Annotated in this window: 18 protein-coding genes; 8 read left to right on the top strand and 10 right to left on the bottom strand. The window is 66.5% G+C overall.

Annotated elements, in window-relative coordinates:
* Positions 1 to 80: 80 nt before the first annotated feature.
* Positions 81 to 1160: a TRAP transporter substrate-binding protein gene (locus tag GNX71_RS08785; RefSeq protein ID WP_042582434.1), complete on the top strand. Its 1080-nt coding sequence runs from the start codon at positions 81 to 83 to the stop codon at positions 1158 to 1160.
* A 63-nt stretch (positions 1161 to 1223) separates the two neighbouring features.
* Here GNX71_RS08785 and GNX71_RS08790 read toward each other — a convergent pair whose 3' ends face one another.
* The 4 genes from GNX71_RS08790 to GNX71_RS08805 all read right to left on the bottom strand — a co-directional run bounded on the left by GNX71_RS08790 (position 1224) and on the right by GNX71_RS08805 (position 4979).
* Positions 1224 to 2288 (bottom strand): hypothetical protein, encoded by a 1065-nt coding sequence (locus tag GNX71_RS08790; protein WP_206177961.1) that lies wholly within the window; start codon positions 2286 to 2288, stop codon positions 1224 to 1226.
* A 56-nt stretch (positions 2289 to 2344) separates the two neighbouring features.
* Positions 2345 to 2827, bottom strand: coding sequence for a hypothetical protein (locus tag GNX71_RS08795; RefSeq protein ID WP_206177962.1), 483 nt, complete (start codon positions 2825 to 2827; stop codon positions 2345 to 2347).
* Positions 2824 to 4374, bottom strand: a complete 1551-nt coding sequence (locus GNX71_RS08800; protein WP_206177963.1) for a TRAP transporter large permease subunit — start codon at positions 4372 to 4374, stop codon at positions 2824 to 2826. The genes GNX71_RS08795 and GNX71_RS08800 overlap by 4 nt, the downstream gene beginning before the upstream one ends.
* A 65-nt stretch (positions 4375 to 4439) precedes the next feature.
* Positions 4440 to 4979: a TRAP transporter small permease subunit gene (locus GNX71_RS08805; RefSeq protein WP_206177964.1), complete on the bottom strand. Its 540-nt coding sequence runs from the start codon at positions 4977 to 4979 to the stop codon at positions 4440 to 4442.
* A 164-nt stretch (positions 4980 to 5143) separates the two neighbouring features.
* On the opposite strand from GNX71_RS08805, the gene GNX71_RS08810 reads away from it, so the two are divergent.
* Positions 5144 to 6445: an SUMF1/EgtB/PvdO family nonheme iron enzyme gene (locus tag GNX71_RS08810; RefSeq protein ID WP_206177965.1), complete on the top strand. Its 1302-nt coding sequence runs from the start codon at positions 5144 to 5146 to the stop codon at positions 6443 to 6445.
* A gap of 27 nt (positions 6446 to 6472) precedes the next feature.
* Here GNX71_RS08810 and GNX71_RS08815 read toward each other — a convergent pair whose 3' ends face one another.
* From GNX71_RS08815 to GNX71_RS08840, 6 genes are all read right to left on the bottom strand, one after another.
* Complete coding sequence (locus GNX71_RS08815; protein ID WP_206177966.1) at positions 6473 to 8929, bottom strand: FAD-dependent oxidoreductase; 2457 nt, start codon at positions 8927 to 8929, stop codon at positions 6473 to 6475.
* A gap of 30 nt (positions 8930 to 8959) precedes the next feature.
* Entirely contained in the window at positions 8960 to 9826 is an 867-nt protein-coding gene (purU, locus tag GNX71_RS08820) for a formyltetrahydrofolate deformylase (RefSeq protein WP_206177967.1), read from the bottom strand.
* A gap of 61 nt (positions 9827 to 9887) precedes the next feature.
* A complete protein-coding gene (locus tag GNX71_RS08825) occupies positions 9888 to 11027 on the bottom strand; it encodes a 2-aminoethylphosphonate--pyruvate transaminase (RefSeq protein WP_206177968.1) in 1140 nt (379 codons plus the stop codon).
* A 43-nt stretch (positions 11028 to 11070) separates the two neighbouring features.
* On the bottom strand, positions 11071 to 12747 hold the full coding sequence (locus GNX71_RS08830; RefSeq protein ID WP_206179388.1) for a putative 2-aminoethylphosphonate ABC transporter permease subunit: 1677 nt from the start codon (positions 12745 to 12747) through the stop codon (positions 11071 to 11073).
* A gap of 56 nt (positions 12748 to 12803) precedes the next feature.
* On the bottom strand, positions 12804 to 13943 hold the full coding sequence (locus GNX71_RS08835; protein WP_206177969.1) for a putative 2-aminoethylphosphonate ABC transporter ATP-binding protein: 1140 nt from the start codon (positions 13941 to 13943) through the stop codon (positions 12804 to 12806).
* A 75-nt stretch (positions 13944 to 14018) separates the two neighbouring features.
* Complete coding sequence (locus GNX71_RS08840; protein ID WP_206179389.1) at positions 14019 to 15050, bottom strand: putative 2-aminoethylphosphonate ABC transporter substrate-binding protein; 1032 nt, start codon at positions 15048 to 15050, stop codon at positions 14019 to 14021.
* Between the two features lie 162 nt (positions 15051 to 15212).
* On the opposite strand from GNX71_RS08840, the gene GNX71_RS08845 reads away from it, so the two are divergent.
* The 6 genes from GNX71_RS08845 to GNX71_RS08870 are packed head-to-tail and all read left to right on the top strand — an operon-like array spanning position 15213 to position 21073.
* The gene (locus GNX71_RS08845) at positions 15213 to 15941 is read left to right on the top strand and encodes a phosphonate utilization associated transcriptional regulator (protein ID WP_206177970.1); all 729 of its coding nucleotides are present in this window, start codon (positions 15213 to 15215) and stop codon (positions 15939 to 15941) included.
* Position 15942: 1 nt separating this feature from the next.
* On the top strand, positions 15943 to 17169 hold the full coding sequence (phnA, locus tag GNX71_RS08850; protein WP_206177971.1) for a phosphonoacetate hydrolase: 1227 nt from the start codon (positions 15943 to 15945) through the stop codon (positions 17167 to 17169).
* 25 nt (positions 17170 to 17194) lie between these two features.
* On the top strand, positions 17195 to 18643 hold the full coding sequence (gene phnY, locus GNX71_RS08855; RefSeq protein ID WP_206177972.1) for a phosphonoacetaldehyde dehydrogenase: 1449 nt from the start codon (positions 17195 to 17197) through the stop codon (positions 18641 to 18643).
* A gap of 11 nt (positions 18644 to 18654) precedes the next feature.
* Positions 18655 to 19221 (top strand): phosphonate degradation HD-domain oxygenase, encoded by a 567-nt coding sequence (locus GNX71_RS08860; RefSeq protein WP_206177973.1) that lies wholly within the window; start codon positions 18655 to 18657, stop codon positions 19219 to 19221.
* The gene (locus GNX71_RS08865; protein WP_241027204.1) at positions 19218 to 19667 is read left to right on the top strand and encodes a GNAT family N-acetyltransferase; all 450 of its coding nucleotides are present in this window, start codon (positions 19218 to 19220) and stop codon (positions 19665 to 19667) included. Before GNX71_RS08860 ends, GNX71_RS08865 begins: the two co-directional genes overlap by 4 nt.
* Before the next feature lie 17 nt (positions 19668 to 19684).
* Positions 19685 to 21073 carry an FAD-dependent oxidoreductase gene (locus GNX71_RS08870; protein WP_206177974.1) on the top strand — a complete coding sequence of 463 codons (1389 nt, stop codon included), beginning with the start codon at positions 19685 to 19687 and terminating at the stop codon, positions 21071 to 21073.
* Positions 21074 to 21151: the final 78 nt, after the last annotated feature.

The following is a 21151-nucleotide window of genomic DNA, read 5'->3' on the forward strand; positions in this document are numbered from 1 at the left end:
AATCAAGAAGACTTATACAAAAGTCCCCAACGCGGTCACAAGCCGCGTTTCGTTTTTTTCAAAGAACCCGGAGTGAATCAATGGATCGTCGTTCCCTCATCAAAAACGCTGGCATCGCCGGCGTTCTGGCCGCCGGCATTGCGCCCGCGGTCCACGCGCAGGCCACCGTTCGCTGGCGCCTGGCGTCGAGCTTCCCCAAGTCGCTGGACACCATCTTCGGCACGGCCGAGGTGTTCGCCAAGAGCGTCAGCGACATGACCGGCGGCAAGTTCCAGATTTCCGTTCATGCAGGCGGCGAACTGATGCCCGCCTTCGGCGTGGTCGATGGCGTGCAGAACGCATCGGTCGAAATGGCCCACACGGCGCCTTACTACTTCTACGGCAAGGACCCGACCTTCTGCCTGGGTTGCGCAGTGCCCTTCGGCATGAACACCCGCCAGCAGAACGCATGGATGTACGAAGGCAACGGCCTGAAGCTGATGCGCGCGTTCTACGCCAAGTACAACATCATCAACCTGCCGGGCGGCAACACGGGCGCGCAGATGGGCGGCTGGTTCCGCAAGGAAATCAAGTCGGTCGCCGACCTGAAGGGCCTGAAGTTCCGCACCAACCCGTTCGCGGGCAAGGTGCTCGAACCCTTCGGCGTGATCCCGCAATCGATCCCCGGTGCCGACCTGTACCCGGCGCTTGAAAAGGGCACGCTGGACGGCCTCGAATGGGTCGGCCCGTATGACGACCAGAAGCTGGGCTTCAACAAGATCGCGCCGTTCTACTACTACCCCGGCTGGTGGGAAGGCGGCCCCGAGCTGGACTTCTACATCAACACCAAGGCATGGGAAGGCCTTTCGGCCGACTACAAGGCCATCGTCGAAGCGGCTGCAGCGCACGCCAACATCACGATGACCGCCAAGTACGACGCCAAGAACCCCATCGCGCTCAAGCAGCTCGTGGGCTCGGGCACCAAGCTGCGTCCGTTCTCGCAGGACGTGATGAACGCCGCGTTCAAGTCGGCCCAGCAGATCTACTCGGACCTGAACAACAGCAACCCCGAGTGGAAGAAGATCTACGGCGATTGGTCGAAATTCCTGGCCGACCAGAACGCCTGGTTCCGCTACACCGAAGGCACGTTCGACCGCTTCATGCAACAGCAGAAGCTGTAAGCGCTGCGGCGACGAACGCTTCGCTCCCTACAAAAAGCCCCGCCGGAAACGGCGGGGCTTTTTTCATTTGCGCGGCGTGCCCAGCAATGCGGCGCGCGCGGTCTCGGAGGGAAACACGCAGGCCACGTCGTGCGCGCAGCCCGGCACCACGGTGACCTCGCGGCGCTTGTCCGGCGCGAGCATCGTGCGGTCGTACTGCGCGTAGGCCAGGCCGCGCTGCAGCCGGTAGGGGCCTTGCGCGGCGGCTGCGCAGGACTTGTCGAGCACCCGGTAGGCCGTGCCCTTGCCCTCGCCGGTGTCGAGCTCGCCCTGGAGGTAGTGGATGTCGGCGGCGGCGTAGCGCTGGCGGGCTTCGGCGGCACTGCGGCCCAGGTGCGAAGGGAGGCCCTCGGTGCCGTACTTCCAGCGATTCACCGTGGGGCAGGCGCCGCCATCGACACCCGCCTGCTGCGGACGGAACGCATCGAAGTAGAGCCAGGTGCCCGGGTCCGAGACCACATAGCGCAGCGAGACCGATGGGGCGGGTGCGTCGGCCGCGAAGCCGATGTAGTGCTGCACCATCTGCGCGCCGGCCGAGAAGCCCGCGACGGTGACCGTGCGAAGACTGGGCCAGCGCCGGACCAGTTCGGCCACGACCGCATCCATGGCCGCGAACGAAGAGATGCCGCTGCCGTTGGAAGCGCGGCCGCCTTCGAGCCAGGAGCCGCAGGTCCACAGCAGGTCGCCGTCTTGCGGCGCCGGCACGCCATCGGTGCTGCACTTGCCGGCCTTGTCGGCCGCGACCTGGAACAGGGGCGCGACGACCAGCGTGCGGTCGAGCGCGCCGGCCTTGCGAACGGCCAGCAGCGCTGCATTGAAGGTCCTGTTGGCATCGCGCGGATGGCCGTGCATGGCGATGAGAGCCTGCGTGGGGCCGTTGGCCGATGGCGCTGCGTCAGGGGCGAGCGATGCGTAGTAGTGCAGGGTGCCGCCGGATTGCGGCGGCTCGAAGGCGCGGTAGCAATCGGGGGCGGCCGACGCCGTACAGTCGGCAGGCGCGGCGACGGCGCCTGTTGTCAACACTGCGAGGCCCAGCGCAGCAGCGATGGCGTGTGCGCGGTTGAGGAAGGAAAAGGACGTGCGGCTCATGCGGCATATCTTCGCCGCATCGAAGTCCGCCAACCTGACTCAGTGCACGGTGCCGTTCACTGCGTGCCTGCTTCGGGCGCCGGTGCCGAGGGCACGGCACGCTGCGCCACCTGCTGCCCGAACGCCACCAGCACCTGCGGGTCGTAGGCATGGAACCAGGTGATGCCGCCGAAGCGCCGGCGCACCAGCAGCCGCGGCGCGATCACGCGTTCGAGCATGCGGATGTGCACCAGCTTGAGCTGCGCCACGTCTTCCGCGCGCACGCGCTTGTCCCAGAGCCAGGTCTGCACGAGCACGTCGCCTTCCAGGCGCGTGCGGCTGTAGACGATCCAGTAGCCGACCCACGCTACGCACAGGCCCGCCACGCCGAACACGAAGAGGCTGGTGGCCGACCAGCTGGTGGTGCGCAGCGAAGGCAGGCTCCAGAGCGCGAACGCGAAGAGGTCCACCACGAGCACCACCGCCAGCGTGCGCAGCAGCGGCGGGAAGGCGGCGCTCTCGAGCGGGCTGGCGTTGCTGCCGTCGCTTTCGCCGGTCACTGCTTGGGGGCGTCGCCAGAGGCCGGCGGCGTTTCCTGCGCCGGTGCAGGCGTTTCTTCGGACTTCTTCTCGTTGCCGAACGGGTCTTCCATGTTCACGCCGTTGCTGTCGGGCGCGGGCGGCGGCTCGGCATCCACCGGCATGTCGAGGTTGACCTTGTCGATGTCCACGACCTTTTCCTTGTCGAGGAACACGGTGACGGTCTGCGGGAAGAAGATCACGATGGCCACCAGCAGCAGCTGCATCGCCACCCATGGCACGGCGCCCAGGTAGATGTCGCGCGACTCCACCTTTCGGGGTAACGCCCCGTTCTTGAAGAGGGTGTCGGCAATGCCCCGTAAATAGAACAGCGCGAAGCCGAAGGGCGGATGCATGAACGAGGTCTGCATGTTCACGCACAGCAGCACGCCGAACCACACCATGTCGATGCCGAGCTTGTGCGCCACGGGGCCCAGGAGCGGCAGGATGATGAAGGCGATCTCGAAGAAGTCGAGGAAGAACGCGAGGAAGAACACGAAGATGTTCACCGCGATCAGGAAGCCGACCTGGCCGCCCGGCAGGCCCGAGAGCATGTGCTCGATCCACTTGGCGCCGTCCACGCCCTGGAACACCAGCGAGAACACGCGCGAGCCGATCAGGATGAACACCACCATGGCCGTCAGGCGCATGGTGCCTTCCATGGCGTCCTTCATCAGCTGCCAGTTCAGGCGGCGATGGATGAGCGCGAGGATCAGCGCACCGACCGCGCCCATGGCGCCGGCTTCCGTCGGCGTGGCGATGGCGCGGTCCATGAAGGGCAGGCCGCCCATCGAGCCGAGCACCGCGAAGATCAGGATGGCCGAGGGGATGATGCCGCGCAGGCACTTGCCCCACAGCGCCCAGCCGTGCAGCGTGCGTGCGCTCACGGGCAGGCCCGGCACGTAGTGCGGGCGGATGCGCGAGACCAGGAAGGTGTAGATCGCGAAGATCACCACCTGCAGGATCGACGGGCCCCAGGCGCCCTTGTACATCTGGCCCACGTCGGTGCCGAGCTGGTCGGCCATGACGATGAGCACCAGCGAAGGCGGCACCAGCTGCGTGATGGTTCCCGAGGCGGCGAGCACGCCGGTCGAGTAGCGCATGTTGTAGCCGTAGCGCATCATGATCGGCAGCGAGATCATCGCCATCGCGATCACCTGGCCGGCCACCGTGCCGGTGATGGCGCCGAGGATGAAGCCCACGATGATCACCGAGTAGCCCAGGCCCCCGCGGATCGGGCCGAAGAGCTGGCCCATCGAGTCGAGCATGTCCTCGGCGAGCCCGCACTTCTCCAGCACGGCGCCCATGAGCGTGAAGAACGGAATGGCAAGCAGCGTCTCGTTCGACAGGATGCCGAAGACGTTCAGCGGCAGGTTGGCCATGAAGCCGGCGGGGAACCAGCCCATCTCGATGGCGACGAAGCCCGACAGGAGGCCGAGGGCAGAGAGCGAGAACGCGACCGGAAAACCGATCAGCATGATCACCACGAGCCCCGCGAACATGATCGGGGCGAAATTTTCCATGTGCATTGCGACTTACCTGCGGTGCGTGCGGGAGGGGGCGGGGTGGGGTGAGGGAGCGCGAAGGGCGCCCATCACTGCACCGGCTTCTCGTAGTGCGTGTCCATCTGGATCAGTCCGCGCAGGTAGGCAATGCGCTTGATGATTTCCGAGACGCCCTGCAGGAACATCGCGGCGAAGCCCACGGGCATCAGCAACGCGGCGGGCCAGCGGATGAGGCCGCCGATGTTGCCGGACATCTCGCCGGTGACCCAGGTGTTCCAGAAATACGGCCAGGTGAGGTAGGTGAAGAGACCCATCACCGGCAGCAGGAAGAAGATGAGGCCGAACAGGTCGACATACACCGGCCCGTAGCCCTTGAGCTTGCCGTAGATGATGTCCACGCGCACATGCTCGTTGAAGCGAAGCACCACCGGGGCGCCCAGCATCACCGTGGCGGCGAACAGGTACCACTGGATCTCGAGGAAGGCGTTGTTGCTGAAGTCCAGGCCGTACCGGACGATGGCATTGGCCGCAGAAATGAGCGAGGCGGCCAGCACGGCATAGCCGGCGAACTTGCCGAGTTTTTCGCTGATCCAGTCCATGCCGGTCGCGAATTTGAGGAATGCAGACAAGGGGGTGTCTCCCGCGAAGCCCAAGGTGAAACGCCGGCCCCTGGTGGGGGCTGCGCAAAGCCCGCAATGGTATCCCGGCGAACCTTCGTATTGCTTTGGCTCGAACCCGGGTTTACCCCAAAGCCGGGTCTCGCGAGTCCGCCGGGGCGTCGCCATAATTGCCCATGTCTTCGAGTCCGTCGCCCTCGGCGCCCTTCGGCGCGGCGAACCTGCCGCATTCCATCGATTCGCCCGACATGTGCCGCGCTGGCCGCGACCTGCTCTCGCTGGCCCTGATCGACGCGCGCAACCACACGCTCCACCTGCTGACCCTGTATGAAGAGGCGCTGGGCTCCGAGGCCCTCGCCGTGCCGCCCGTGCCCGAGGACGAGGGCGTGGTGCCCCCGGTGTGGCTGGCCGGGCACATCGGCTGGTTCGCCGAATGGTGGATCGGCCGCAACACCCAGCGTGCCTTCGGCATCGACTGCCCGGTGCGGCCCACGCGTCTCGCGGCCATCGAACCCAGCGCCGACGACTGGTGGAACCCGGCGCAGAGTTCGCCCGGCCGCCGCTGGTCGGCCGACCTGCCTTACCTCGGCCAGACCAAGGCCTACCTGCTCGAAACGCTGGAGAGCACGCTCGAGCTGCTCGAGCACGCGGCCGAGACCGATGCGGGCCTCTACTTCTACCGCCTCGCGCTGTTCCACGAAGACCTGCGCGGCGAGCAGTTCGTGGTGATGGCGCAGACGCTCGGGCTGCCCCTGGGCATCGAGCAGGCGCCCATCGCCGTCACGCGCGAGCCGCTGCTGGTGCCCGCCACGCGCTGGGAGCTGGGACTGTCCGAGAGCGGCTTCGCCTTCGCGCAGGAGCGCGCCGTGCACCGGGTCGACGTGCCCGAGTTCGAGATCGACGCGCAACCCGTCACCTGGAACCAGTACATCGAATTCGTCGACGACGGCGGCTACGACCGCGAGGAGCTGTGGCACCCTGACGGCTGGCGCTGGCTGGCCGCGCAGGTCGAGGGACGGCGCGGGCCACGCCATGTCGAGCAGATCGGCGCGGCGCGCAACGGCACCGGCGGCTCGGTGCTGCAGCACCGCTTCGGCGTCACCGTGCGCGCGGCGGGACACCACAGTGCCGTGCACCTGAGCTGGTGGGAGGCTGACGCCTGGGCGCGCTGGGCGGGGCGCCGTATTGCGACCGAGGTCGAGTGGGAGATCGCGGCGCACACGGCAGCGCGGCGCGGCTTCCGCTGGGCCGACGTGCACGAGTGGACCGCGGGCACGCTGCAGCCGTGGCCCGGGTTCCGGGCCGACCCGTGGAGCGCGGGCGGCGAGTTCGATCCGGTGGCTGCGTTCGGCCAGGCGCGCGTGCTGCGCGGTGCATCGTTCGCGACACGCGCGCGGCTGCGTTCGCCGCGCCGCCGGGGCTTTGCGCTGCCCGGGCGCGACGACGGTTTCTTCGGCTTCCGGACCTGCGCGCTGTAGGGGCCTCTAGGGGCAGTCGTGCCCCGGCTAGCGGCGCTGTTCGAGCGCGGCCTTCACAAGTGATGGATAGGGCGGCCGCGCCTGCGCCGTCGCAGCGAATCGCTGGCCCGCGATGTCGATTTCGTAAGACCCCTGCATCGCCTCGTCGCGCGTCAGCGCCTCGGCGCTGCGCACATAGCCCATCACCACCATCCGCCCGAGCACCGCGCTCCAGGCGGTGGAGGTCAGTTCGCCCACGGCCTTGCCGTTGCGCAGGATCGGCTCGCCGCCCCAGGCGAAGGCCTGTTCGTCATCGAGCGTGAACATCAGAAGCCGCTTGGAAAGCCGCTCCGGCGCGATCTTCGAGAGGGCGGCCTGGCCGATGAACGCGACCGGCTTGTCCAGTTGCACCGCGAACTCCAGGCCTGCCTCGAACGGGTTCTCGTCCGGCCCCAGTTCGAGGCCGAAGGCGCGGCGCCCGGCTTCGATGCGCAGGGCGTCGATCGTGTAGTAGCCGCCATCGCGCAGGCCCAGGTCGGCGCCCGCTTCGAACAGCGTGTCGTACACATGCACCGCCATCTCGGTGGGGATGTACAGCTCCCATCCGGGGCCGCCGACGTACGAGACCTTGGCCGCGAGCGCACGCGCGTGGCCGACGTCGATCTCGATCACGGCCGATTGCGGGAACGCTTCCTTGCCGAGGTCCTGCGGCGTGACGCGCGACAACAGCTGCTGCGCCTTCGGCCCGGTCACGGTGAGCGTGCAGTAGCCCGAGGTCACGTCGGTCACCGTCACATGCTCGTTCGGCTGCAGGTGGCGCTTGATGTGGCCGATGTCGCGGTACGGCTGCGCGGAGCCGGTGATGATGAGGAAGCAGTCGGCCTCCAGCCGCATCACCGTGAGGTCGCTCTCGAAGCCGCCGCGCTCGTTGAGCAAGGCGGTGTAGACCATGCTGCCGGGCCGTATCGCCACGTCGTTGGCGCACAGGCGCTGCAGCAGCAGTTCGGCGTCGCGGCCCTGCACCATCAGCTTGCCGAACGAGGTCTGGTCGAAGACGACCACATCCTGCCGCACGGCCATCTGTTCGGCGATGCAGGCATCGAGCCAGTCGGGTCGGCCGAAGCCGTAGCGGGCCTCCGCCTTCTGGCCCGGCAGCGCGAACCAGCTCGCACGCTCCCAGCCCAGCTTGCTGCCGAACGCCGCGCCCTTGGCCTTGAGCTTGTCGTACAGCGGCGAGCGGCGCAGCGGCCGTCCTGACTCCAGCTCGTGGCGCGGCCAGCGCATCGCGTAGTGCAGCCCGAGCGCTTCGACCGTGCGCTCCTTGAGCCAGCGCTTGTTGCTGTTGAAGGGCGCGAAGCGGCGGATGTCCACGTCGAGCAGGTCGGCCGGCGCGGCGCCGCCGACGATCCATTCGGCAATCAGCTTGCCCGCGCCGCCCGCGTTCGCGATGCCGGCCGAGTTGAAGCCGGCCGCCACGAAATAGCCGCGCACTTCGGGCGCTTCGCCGAGGATGAAGTTGCCGTCCGGCGTGAAGCTCTCGGGGCCGTTCAGGAACAGCTTGATCTCGGTGGTCTCCAGCGCCGGCGTGCGGTGCACCGCCTCGTCCAGGAGGATCTGGAACTGGTCCATGTCGTCCGGCAGCAGCTGGAACTCGAACTTGGGCGGAATGCCGTCCATGCCCCAGGGCTTGGCCACGGGCTCGAAGCCGCCCATCACGAGGCCGCCGACTTCTTCCTTGTAGTAGATGTAGCCGTCGGGGTCGCGCAGCACCGGCAGGTCGCGGTGCACGCCTTCGATCTCCTTGGTGACCAGGTAGAAGTGCTCGGCCGAATGCAGCGGGATGTTGACGCCCGACATCTTGCCCAGCTCGCGCGCCCACTGGCCCGCGCAGTTGAGAAAGCTCTCGCAGCGCACCGTGCCCTGGTTGGTCTCCACGCCCACGATGCGGCCGTGCTCGATGAGCGTGCCGGTGATCTGCACGCCCTCGAAGACCTTCGCGCCGCGGTTGCGCGCGCCCTTGGCCAGCGACTGCGTGAGGTCGGTGGGATTGGCCTTGCCGTCACCGGGCAGCCAGACGGCGCCCACGAGGTCGTCGATGCGCATCAGCGGCCAGAGCTCCTTCGCTTCGGCGGGCGTGATGAATTCGGCCTCGATGCCGAAGCTGCGCGCGGTGGCGATGGTGCGCTTGAGCAGCGTCATGCGCTCGGGCGTGCGCGCCACGGTGATGCTGCCGCACTGCTTCCAGCCGGTGGCCAGACCGGTCTCGGCTTCGAGCGATGCATACAGGTCGATGCCGTAGCGACTCATCTTCGTCATGCTGCGGTTCGCGCGCAGCTGGCCGACGAGCCCAGCCGCATGCCAGGTCGTGCCGCAGGTGAGCTGGCCCTGCTCGAGCACGATCACGTCGGTGCAGCCGAGCTTGGTGAGGTGGTAGGCCGCGCTGCAGCCGGCGATGCCGCCACCCGCGATGACGACCTGTGCATGGGAAGGAAGTGGCGCCGTCATGGTGTGTTGGGGATTCGTCCGGTGGGAGGGTTACTTGAAGACCACCGTCTTGTTGCGGTGGACCAGGATCCGGTCTTCGAGGTGGTGGCGCACGCTGCGCGATAGCACGCTCTTTTCGATGTCCTTGCCCAGCCGCACCATCTCCTCGATCGAGTTGCCGTGGTCGATGTCGATCACGCCCTGTTCGATGATCGGCCCGGCATCGAGCTCGGCGGTCACGTAGTGGCTGGTGGCGCCGGTCATCTTCACGCCGCGCTCGAAGGCCTGGTGGTACGGCTTGCCGCCGACGAAGGCCGGCAGGAAGCTGTGGTGGATGTTGATGATGCGGTTGCGCAGGCGCTCGGTCATGCCGTCGGACAGCACCTGCATGTAGCGTGCGAGCACCATGAAGTCGCCGCTGAATTCGCGGAAAAGGCGCTCCACTTCGGCGTAGGCCTGCTCCTTGGTCTCGGGCGTCACCGGCACGTGGAAGTAGGGGATGCCGTGCCACTCGACGAAGGAGCGCAGGTCGTTGTGGTTGGAGATCACGCAAGGGATCTCGCAGTGCAGGTCCTTGTTGCGCCAGCGGTGCAGGAGGTCGTTCAGGCAGTGGTCCAGTTTGCTGACCAGCACCACCATGCGTTTCTTCACCGAGCTGTCGGAGATGCCCCATTCCATCTCGAACTGCCTGGCGAGCGGGGCGAAGCGCTCGCGGAACTCATCGAGATAGAAGGGCAGCGTGTCGGCCTGGATCTCCACGCGCATGTAGAAGCGGTTGTGCAGCGCATCGCCGTGCTGCGCCGCCTGCGAGATCAGGCCGCCGTGGCTGGCGATGAAGCTGCCCACGGCCGCCACGATGCCGGTGCGATCCGGGCAGGTCAGCGTGAGGACGTAGCGGCGCGGCGTGGTTTCGCTCATCGGCGTACCTTCGTGCTCTGCACTGCGGTGCGAGCTTGCTTGGGGCGGCCCGGCGCGGCGCTCATGCAGCCACGGGCGCGGAGACCTGGCGGATGTTCATCGCCTTGAGCGTGTCGGCAATCGCCGCCACCGCACCCGGAATGCCCGCATCGCCGAAGTGCCCCATGCAGCCCACGCGGAAGGTCTCCACCTGCGTCAGCTTGCCGGGGTAGAGGATGTAGCCGCGCTTCTTCACCTCCTGATAGAAGGTCTTGAAGTCGTAGTTGGCGTCGTCGGGTGCGTGGAAGGTGATGATGATCGGCGCCTGGATGGCCGGATCGAGGAAGCTCCTGAAACCCAGCGCGGCCAGCCCGTCGATGAGCCCCTTGCAGTTGCGCGCATAGCGGGCGCCGCGCGCGGCGAGGCCGCCTTCCTCGATGTATTGCGCAATGGCGGTGTCCAGCGCGGCCACCACGTGTGTGGGCGGCGTGAAGCGCCATTGCGTGGTCTTCTCCATGTACACCCACTGGTCGTACAGGTCCATGCTCAGCGAGTGGCAGTTGCCTTCGCATTTCTCGAGCGTGCTGCGCTTGATGACGACGAAGCCCATGCCCGGTACGCCTTCGAGGCACTTGCCCGAGGCGGCGACCACCGCGTCGAAGGGCGTCTTGCGTGCATCGATTTCCAGTGCGCCGAAGGAACTCATCGCATCGATGATCAGACCGCGCCCGTGCTTGGCCACGACCAGCGCGATCTCGTGCAGCGGGTTGAGCACGCCGGCGCCGGTTTCGCAATGCACGACGGCCACGTGGGTGATGCCGGGGTCGGCTGCGAGCGCGCGGTCGACGTCGGCGGGCGACACCTGCTTTTCCTCGGTGTAGTCGATGGTGGTCAGCTTGCGGCCGAGCACCTTGCAGATCTTGGCCAGGCGCTGGCAGTACGCGCCGTTGCTCGGCACCAGCACATGGCCGTTGCGCGGCACGATGGTGCCGATGGCTGCCTCCACCGAGAAGGTGCCGCTGCCTTGCAGCGGAACGCACTCGTGCGTGCCCGTGCCGTGCACGATGTTCAGCACCTCCTTGCGGATGCGGGCGGTGATCTGGTTGAAGTCGGAGTCCCACGATCCCCAGTCGCGCAGCATCGCCTGGCGTGTGCGGTCCGAGGTGGTCAGGGGGCCGGGTGTGAGCAGGATGGGATAGGTGGGGTGGGGGGCTTGACTCATGATGTCTCCAGGCGGGGAAAGGAAATGAGGAAGAAGGCCTGCGTCAACCGCGGCCGAGGTTGCGCCAGGCCTGCGTGCGTGCAAGCAGCACGCGCGTAAGCAGCGAGTAGGCGATGCACACCAGCGTCGAGGTGACCACGATCAGGCTCGCGAGCGCCGCGGCCGGGCCGATGTCGCCGGCGTCGTCCAGATGCATGATCGCGACCGAGGCGAGGATGGTCTCGGGCGTGTAGAGAAAGATGGCGCACGACAAGCTGGCCATCGACACCACGAAGAAATAGCGCCCGATGTCCAGGATGGCCGGCAGGCACACCGGCACCGTCACCCGCAGGAAGGTCTTGAAGAACGGCACCTTGAGCGAGGCCGACACGGCCTCGAACTCGTTGTCGATCTGCTTGAGCGCCGTCACCGCCGTGAGGTGGCTCGAGGTGTAGTAGTGCACCACCATCGAGATGATCAGGATCGCCATCGTCTGGTAGAGAAAGTTCAGCGGGTTGGCCGGATGGTTGAAGAACATCACGTAGCCCAGGCCCAGCACCAGGCCCGGCACCGCCATCGACAGCACCGCCATCAGGTGCATGCCCTTGCGCATGAGGCCAAGGTTGCGGGTCTTCTCGATGAGGTAGGCGCCCACGAAGACGATCAGCGAACCGGCCACGGCAGTGACCATCGCCACGATCAGGCTGTTGCCGTAGGCCGCGGCCATGTCGCTCTCGACCAGCACGAAGTGGTAGTGCTTGAGCGTGAGCGAGAGGTCGTAGGGCCAGAGCGAAATCAGCGAGGTGTAGATCGCCATGCCGATGGTGGCCAGCAGCAGGCCGCACACGACAGTGCAGAACAGCGTGAGCAGCGCATCGGCCACCTTGCGGCGCTTGGGGCTGTAGGGCACCGAGCGGGCGGTGAGCTGTGCCTTCAGCTTGCGCCGCACCACGTAGTCGATCACGAACGAGACGATCGAAGGCAGCAGCAGCAGCATGCCCACCACCGCGCCGATGGAGAAGTTGTGCTGCCCGACCACCTGCTTGAACACATCGACCGACAGCACGTTGAAGTTGCCGCCGATGACCTTGGGCGCGCCGAAGTCGCTCACCACGTAGGTGAAGACCACCGTGGCCGCGCTGATGAGACCGTACTTGCAAGAGGGCAGCGTGATCGTCATGAACTGGCGGAACGGCCGCGTGCGCAGCGCGGTCGCCGCCTCGTACAACCGGCCGTCGGCCAGCGACAGCGCGGTGACCAGGATCATCAGCGCATGCGGGAAAGTGTTGTACACCTCGGCCAGGATGATCCCCGGCGCGCCGTAGATCGACATGCCACCGAGGAGAAACTTGAGCGCCCCCTGGTTGCCGAACCACTGCACGAACGAGATGGCCGACAGCAGCGAGGGCGCGAGCAGCGGGATCAGCGCGATGAGGCGGAACACCGCCTTCAGCGGCGCCGGCATGCGGCTGCGTGTGAGCGCGTAGGCGAAGACGAAGGCGGTGGGCACCGAGATCGCCACCACCGCCGCCGAGACCCAGACCGAGTTCCAGGCCGCACGCAGCAGGCTCGGTGTCTGGAAGTAGGTGATGAAGTGGGCCAGGCCCACGAAGCGGCCGTCCTTGTCCTGCACCGCATGCGCGAGGATGGTGACCAGCGGCGCGATGAGAAACACGAACAGCATCGCCATCACCACGAACAGGATGGCGCGCGCGATGGTTTCGTCGCGGCTCCAGCGCATCGCGGGCCGTGCGGCGAACGAGGACGCCTTCACGGCGGAAGGGTGGGCCAGCGTGTTCATGGCTTGGGCGAGCGTGCGGCCGAGAAGGCGCGGATGCGGTTGGCGCGCAGCGCGATGTCGATGGTGTTGCCCTCGCGGATGTCCAGGTCGTGCAGCTGGTTGAGCGAGAAGTGCAGGCCCAGCACCTGCCCGTGCAGCGCATCGGCCGTCACCTCGGCGATGCAGAGGCCGCCGAGGAATTCGACCTTGGTGACCTTGGCCTGCAGCCTGTTGGGCGTGTCGTCGCCCAGATGCTCGACCGCGCGGTCTTCGGGGCGGAGATAAAGGTTGACGGCCTCGCCGGGCTCGAAGGCGCCGTCGCATGCATCGCATTCGAGCTCCATGTCGCCGACCTGGAAGCGGTGGTTGCCCAGCGCCACCGAACGCAGCACGTTGACCTTGCCCACGAAGTCCGCCACGAAGGGCGTGGCCGGCTGTTCGTAGACTTCCATCGGCGTGCCGACCTGCTCGATCACGCCGTGGTTCATGACCACGATGCGGTCGGCCATCGACAGCGCCTCTTCCTGGTCGTGCGTGACCATGATGGTCGTGATGCCCACCTGCTTCTGCAGCCGGCGGATCTCGCCGCGCAGGCGGATGCGCTCCAGCGCATCGAGCGCCGAGAGCGGTTCGTCGAGCAGCAAGAGGCCGGGGCGGGTGGCGAGCGCGCGGGCGAGAGCCACGCGCTGCTGCTGGCCGCCCGAGAGCTGGCTCGGGTACTTGCTGCCCGAGGTCGGCAGGCCAACGAGCTTCAGCAGTTCTTCGACGCGCGCCTTGATCTCGCCTTTCCGCGCGCGGCTGTTTACGAGACCGTAGCCGATGTTCTCGGCAATCGAGAGGTTGGGAAAAAGCGCGTACGACTGGAACACGATGCCGTAGTCGCGCTTGTCCGGCGAGAGCCACGAGACGTCCTTGCCGTTCTGCAGGATCTGCCCGGCGGTCTGCGTCTCCAGCCCCGCGATGATGCGCAGCAGCGTGGTCTTGCCGCAGCCCGAGGGGCCGAGAAAGCACAGCATTTCGCCGGGGTTCACGCGCAGGTGCACGTCGCGCAGCGCGCTGAAGGTCTCGAAGTCCTTGCGCACGCCGATGATCTCCAGCGCTGCGGGGGCGGCCGTGGTCACCGGATTGGCAATGAACTTGGTGTCGGTCATATCCATTTTTCGCACTCGTCGTTGGCGGGCGTCACCATCGAGGCGGCACCCGCGGATTGAAAGTCGGGAATGCCGCGAGGCTTACTTGGGTTCGGCCTTGCCTTCGTAGCGCTTGCTCCACTCGGCCAGGATGCGTTCGCGGTTCTTGGCCGCCCAGTTGATGTCGTTCTTGGCGAGCAATTTCTCGTAGTTCTCGGGAATGCCCTCGAGCTTCGAGGCCACGCCGGGGTAGGCCACCACGGCCCACCAGGTGGAGGTGATCTGGTTGGCTTCCTTGCTGGCCATCCAGTCGGCAAAGCGCTTGGCCTGGTCCATCTTCTTGCTCGTCTTCATGACGCTGGTGGCCTCGATGTCCCAGCCCAGGCCCTCCTTCGGAAAGATCAGGTCGACCGGAGCGCCCGACTTCTTGACCTGGTGCGCGCGGAACTCGAACGAGATGCCGATGGGGAACTCGCCCGCGCCCGCCTGCTTGCAGGGCTTGGAACCCGAGTGCACGTACTGCGCGATGTTCTGGTGCAGTGCGTCCATGTACTTCCAGCCTTCGGCATCGCCCATGTTCTGCAACCAGGAAGACACGTCGAGATAGCCGGTGCCGCTGGAGGCCGGGTGCGGCATCGAGATGGTGCCCTTGTAGACGGGCTTGGCCAGGTCCTTCCAGGTCTCGGGCTTGGGCAGGCCGAGCTTCTGCGCTTCGACGCGGTTGAAGCAAATGGTCGCGGCCCACACGTCCATGCCGACCCAGGCGGGCGGGCGGGCGCTGTCGGAATAGGCGGGGTTGAGCTCCTTGAAGCCCTTGGGTTCGTACGGAAGGAGCATGCCTTCCTGCTGCAGCAGCGCGAGGCTGCTGGCGGCCAGGCCGGCCACCACGTCGGCCTGCGGGTTGGCTTTTTCAGCCAGCAGCTTGGCGGTGACGATGCCGGTGGAGTCGCGCACCCACTTCACTTCGATGTCGGGGTTGGCTTTCTCGAAGGCGTCCTTGTAGAGCTTCATGGCGTCGGTTTCGAGCGCCGTGTAGACAAGAAGCGGGGTCTTCTGCGCCCACGCCGTGCCGGCCATGAGGCCGAAGGCCGCGACACACAGGGCGGCCGTGAGACGGCGCGTGCTTTGTTTCATCGTCATCTGTTTCTCCTGAGAGGGCTTGCTGTCACTGAAGGGGTGAGTGGCGGGCGCCGGCAATGGGCGTGCCAAGGTCGGTGAACGCAATGTAGATTGACGATTGATGACTGTCAATAAAAGATTGTTGACAGTTTTCAATTATTCGGGAAAATACGCCCCATGGTCACCAGCAATCACTCCGCCGCCCTCGCGTTTCTTCAATCCAGCTCGCTGCCGATGCTGATGCAGGAAGAAATCGAGCGTTTGATCATGACCGGCGAGCTCCCCGTGGGCAGCCGCATCAACGAGAGCGAGCTCTCGCAGCGCTTCAACACCAGCCGCGGTCCGATTCGCGAGGCGCTGCGCGCACTTGAGGAAGCCGGCCTCGTGCGCAACGAAAAGAACCGCGGCGTCTTCGTCCGCGAAATCGCCTTCGAGGAAGCCGACGAGATCTACGAACTGCGCGAGGCGCTGGAAGAAATCATCGGCCGCCGCGTGGCGCTGGCCATCGCGCCCGACGCGATCGAGCGCCTGCGCGCCATGGTCGATGCGATGCGCTCGGCCGCCCAGGCACAGGATGTGGAGCAGTACGCACAGCTCAACCTGCAGTTCCACGAGATCCTGCTCGACACGGCCGGCAGCAAGAAGCTCACCGAGACCTACAAACGCCTCGTGAAGGAGCTGCATCTCTTCAGAATGCGCGCGCTCGACAGCGGCGGTGGCCTGCGGGTCTCGGCCGACGAGCACAGCCACATCGTTGAGGCCATTGCCAGCGGCAACCCCGAGACGGCGGGGCACGCGCTGCGCGAACACGTCGCGGGCAGCCGCTCGCGCATGCACAAGGCCTTTGGCCGCGCCGATTCCGACGCGACCGCGGGATCGAACAACCCACCCCAAAAGGAAGTCTGAAATGACCCAGGAGACACTCGAAGTCAATGCCAGGAGCTACCGCTGGATGGCGCGCCCCGTCGTGGTCGTGTGCGTGGACGGCAGCGAGCCGGCCTACCTCGATGCGGCCATTGCGGCCGGCGTCGCCCCGTACTTCGATCGGATGATCAAGTCGGGCGCCAACCTGCTGGGCGATTGCGTGGTGCCTTCGTTCACCAACCCGAACAACCTGTCGATCGTGACCGGCGTGCCGCCCGCGGTGCACGGCATCTGCGGCAACTACTTCTTCGACCGCGAGCTGGGCCAGGAAGTGATGATGAACGACCCCAAGTACCTGCGCACCGGCACCGTGCTGGCCGCGTTCGCCGATGCGGGCGCCAAGGTCGCCGTGGTCACGGCCAAGGACAAGCTGCGCAAGCTCCTGGGCCATCGCATGAAGGGCATCTGCTTCTCGTCGGAGAAGTCGGACCAGGTGACGATGGAAGAGAACGGCATCGACGACGTGCTCGGCATGGTCGGCATGCCGGTGCCCTCGGTCTACAGCGCGGAGCTCTCCGAGTTCGTGTTCGCGTCGGGCGTGAAGCTCATGGAATCGCGCCGCCCCGACCTCATGTACCTCTCGACCACCGACTACGTGCAGCACAAGGCCGCGCCCGGCAGCCCCGCGGCCAACGCCTTCTACGCGATGATGGACGGCTACCTCGCGCAGCTCGATGCGCTGGGCGCCACCATCGTGGTCACCGCCGACCACGGCATGAACGACAAGCACGGCGCCGACGGTTCGCCCAACGTCATCTACCTGCAGGACGTGCTCGACGAGTGGTACGGCGCAGGCACGGCGCGCGTGATCCTGCCGATCACCGATCCGTATGTGGTGCACCACGGCGCACTCGGCTCGTTCGCCACCGTCTACGCGCCCGACGAAGCGAGCGTGCCTGGCTGGATCGAGCGCATCAAGCAGGTGCCGGGCATGGAGCTCGTGCTCTCGCGCAAGGACGCCGCGCAGCGCTTCGAGCTGCCGCCCGACCGCATCGGCGACATCGTGGTGGTGAGCGAACGCAACACGGTGATCGGCACCGCGGCGAGCCGCCACGACCTGTCGGCGCTCGAAGTGCCACTGCGCTCGCACGGCGGCGTGTCGGAGCAGCGTGTGCCGCTGATCTGCAACCGTCCGGTGACGGGCATCGCTGCCAACCGGCGCCTGCGCAACTTCGACGCGCTCGATATCGCGCTGAACCACGCCCAATAACGACAACGCCTTCCGGAGCACCCCCATGAGCCAAGCCATCCTGAAGCCAGGCACCATCCATCGCGAGGCGTTGCGCATCGCTGGAGAAAAGGTCCATCGCGATCGCACGATCGAGGTCACGTACCCCTACACCGGCGAAGTGATCGCCACCGTGCCCAAGGCCACGCTCGACGACGTGCGCAATGCCCTGCGCATCGCACGCGACTACAAGCCCACGCTCACCCGCTACGAGCGCTACAAGATCCTGATGCGCGCGGGCGAGATCATCGCCTCGCGCCTTGACGAGATGTCGCGCACCATCACGCTCGAGTCGGGTCTCTCCCGCAAGGACTCGCTGTACGAAGTGGGCCGCGCGTCCGACGTGCTGCTGTTCGCCGCCAACCAGGCGCTGGTGGACGACGGCCAGGTGTTCTCGTGCGACCTCACGCACCACGGCAAGAGCCGCAAGGTCTACACGATGCGCGAACCCTTGCTGGGCGCCATCACCGCCATCACGCCGTTCAACCATCCGCTGAACCAGGTGATCCACAAGGTGGCGCCGGCCATTGCGACCAACAACCGCATCGTGCTCAAGCCCAGCGAGAAGACGCCGCTCACGGCGTTCCTTTTGGCCGACATCCTGTACGAAGCGGGCCTGCCGCCGCAGATGCTGTCGGTGCTCACCGGCGACCCGAAGGAGATTGCCGACGAGCTGCTCACCAACGCCGACGTCGACCTCGTCACCTTCACCGGCGGCGTGCCCATCGGCAAGTACATCGCGGGCAAGGCCGTCTACAAGCGCCAGATCCTGGAGCTGGGCGGCAACGACCCGATCATCGTGATGGAAGACGCCGACGTCGAGGAAGCCGCCACGCTCGCCGCCAACGGTTCGTACAAGAACTCGGGCCAGCGCTGCACGGCAGTCAAGCGCATGCTGGTGCATGAGTCGGTGGCCGACCAGTTCGTCGAATTGCTGGTCGCTAAGACCCGTGCGCTGAAATATGGCGACCCGATGGACCCGGATACCGACATGGGCACCGTGATCGACGAGGCCGCGGCCAAGCAGTTCGAGGCGGTGGTCAACGAAGCGATTGCCGCCGGTGCCAAGCTGCGCTATGGCAACGAGCGCCGCGGCGCGCTGTATTCGCCGACGGTGCTCGACCACGTCGACCCGGAGATGACCGTCGCCAAGCACGAGACCTTCGGGCCCGTGTCGCCGGTGATCCGCTTCAAGAACATCGACGAGGCGATCCGCATTTCCAACGGCACGGCCTACGGTCTCTCGTCGGCGGTCTGCACCAACCGGCTGGACTACATCACGCGCTTCATCCGCGAGCTGAACGTGGGCAGTGTCAACGTGCGCGAAGTGCCGGGCTACCGGCTGGAGCTCACGCCCTTCGGCGGCATCAAGGATTCGGGCCTGGGCTACAAGGAAGGCGTGCTCGAGGCGATGAAGAGCTTCACCAACACCAAGACCTATTCGCTGCCCTGGTAATCGCAAGAATCATGAGCCTGAGCCTTGACGACATCGTCGGCCTCTTCGAGACGAAGGGCCATGCGCAGTACGACGGCGAGCCCGTCACGCAACTGGAGCACGCCCTGCAGTCGGCGCACCTGGCCGAGCAGGAGGGCGCGGACAGCGCGCTGATCGCGGCCTCGCTGCTGCACGACCTGGGCCATCTGCTGCACGACTTCGGCGGCACGCCGACGCAGCAGGGGCTCGACGACCTGCACCAGTACCGCTGCCTGCCTTTCCTGCGTGCGCTGTTCGGCCCGGCCACGCTGGAGCCGATCAGGTTGCATGTGGATGCCAAGCGCTTCCTGTGCGCGCGCGAGCCGGGCTATCTGGAGGCGCTGTCGCCCGATTCGAAGCGCAGCCTGCAGTTGCAGGGCGGCGTGTTCGACTCGGCGCAGGCCAGCGCTTTCGAGGCGCTGCCGTATGCAAAGGATGCGGTGCGCCTGCGGCGCTGGGACGACACGGCCAAGCTGGCCGATGCGAAGACGCCGGACCTCGCGCACTACGCGCGGCACCTGGCGATCGCCGCGAAGCCCGTCGCCACGGCGCAGCCGTGAGCGCCGCGCGAGCGTTCGCCATGCAGCGCCGGCAAGCCACGCCGGAAGACATCCCCTTCCTGCTCGCCCTGCGGCAGCGAACGATGAACAGCCACGTCCTCGCTTCCGGAGGCGAAGTCAGCGATGCGCATCACATGGCGCGGCTGATGCATCGCTTCGAGTGCGCCGAGATCCTGCTGCATGAAGGTGCGCCGGTCGGCCTGCTCAAGGTGTCACGCGATCCGCACGAGTGGGTGGTCATCCAGATCCAGCTGGCGCCCGGCTTCCAGGGCGGCGGCATCGGCACCGGCCTGCTGGCCGAAGTCATCGACGAGGCCGCACGCGCGGGCGTCGACCTCACGCTCAGCGTGCTGAAGGCGAATCCGGCAAAGGCGCTGTACGAGCGCTTCGGTTTCGTCGTCGAACGCGAGTCCGAGTTTTCTTTCGACATGCGGCGCAAGCCCTGAAAACCTGCGAGCCCGACATGCGCCCTTTCTGGATCGAACAAGCCCTCTTCAACGACGGCGACCTCGCACCCGCACTGCAGGGCGAACACAGCGCCGATGTCTGCATCGTCGGCGGTGGCTTCACCGGCTTGTGGACGGCCATTCAGGCCAAGCTGCAGGCGCCTTCGCTCGACATCGTCATTATCGAGAGCGACCTCTGCGGCGCCGGTGCGAGCGGCCGCAACGGCGGGTGTCTGCTCACCTGGTCGGCCAAGTTCCTCACGCTGCGCCGGCTGTTCGGCGAACACGAGGCGGTGCGCCTCGTGAAGGCGTCGGAGGCCGCCGTGCAGCACATCGCCGACTTCTGCAAGGCACACGGCATCGATGCGGAGTTGCGGCAGGACGGCACGCTCTACACCGCGACCTCGCAGGCGCAGATCGGCACGCTCGATCCGATGATGCAGGCGTTGGAAGCACGCGGCATCCATTCCTACCGCACGCTGCCGCCGGAGGAGGTCGCGCGGCGCTCGGGCTCTACGCGCAACCTGGCGGGCGTGTATTCGCCGATAGCGGCCACCGTGCATCCGGGCAAGCTGGTGCGGGGCCTGCGCCGCATGGCGATGGCCATGGGCATCCGCATCCACGAGCGCACGCCGATGCTCGACTTCAGCACCGACCATCCGGTCGTTGTGCGCACACCCACCGGCAGCGTGCGCGCGAAGAAGCTGGTGCTCGCGATGAATGCCTGGATGGCAAGTGCCTTCCCGCAGTTCGAGCGAACCATCGCCATCGTGTCGAGCGACATGATCATCACCGAGCGCTGCCCCGAGTTGCTGCAGCGGATAGGGCTGACCGACGGCGTTTCGGTGCTCGATTCGCGCACCTTCGTCTACTACTACCGCAGCACCGTCGACGGCCGCATCATGCTGGGCAAGGGCGGCAACACCTTCGCCTGGGGCGGCCGCATGGCCAAGGTATTCGACGAGCGCTCGCCGTACGAAGCCGAGCTCACGCAGGCCCTGCATTCCTTCTTCCCCGCGTTGAGCGAGACACCGATCACCGCGAGCTGGAACGGGCCGTCGGACCGCTCGGTTACGGGCTTTCCGTTCTTCGGCAAGCTCGATGGGGCGCCGCACATCTACTACGGCTTCGGCTACTCGGGAAACGGCGTGGGGCCGACCTACATGGGCGGGCAGATCCTGTCGTCGCTGATGCTCGACCAGGACAACGCGTGGACGCGCAGCCCGATCACGAACGGCCCGCTCGGCCACTTTCCACCGGAGCCGATGCGCTATGCGGGCTCGATCGTGGTGCGCAACGCGATCCGCCGGAAGGAACTTGCCGAGGACCAGGACCGCCAACCGTGGCTCGTGGACCGCATGCTCAGCAAGCTTGCGAACGCCGCGGGCAAGGCCGACAAGGCTTGAGAAGGTGTGAACGAACCCGCCATGCCCGCTCATCCCGCGCAGGCGCGCGGGCTGCTCGGACACGGCGAATTCATTCCC

Source organism: Variovorax sp. RKNM96 (assembly GCF_017161115.1).
Taxonomy (GTDB): Bacteria; Pseudomonadota; Gammaproteobacteria; order Burkholderiales; family Burkholderiaceae_C; genus Variovorax.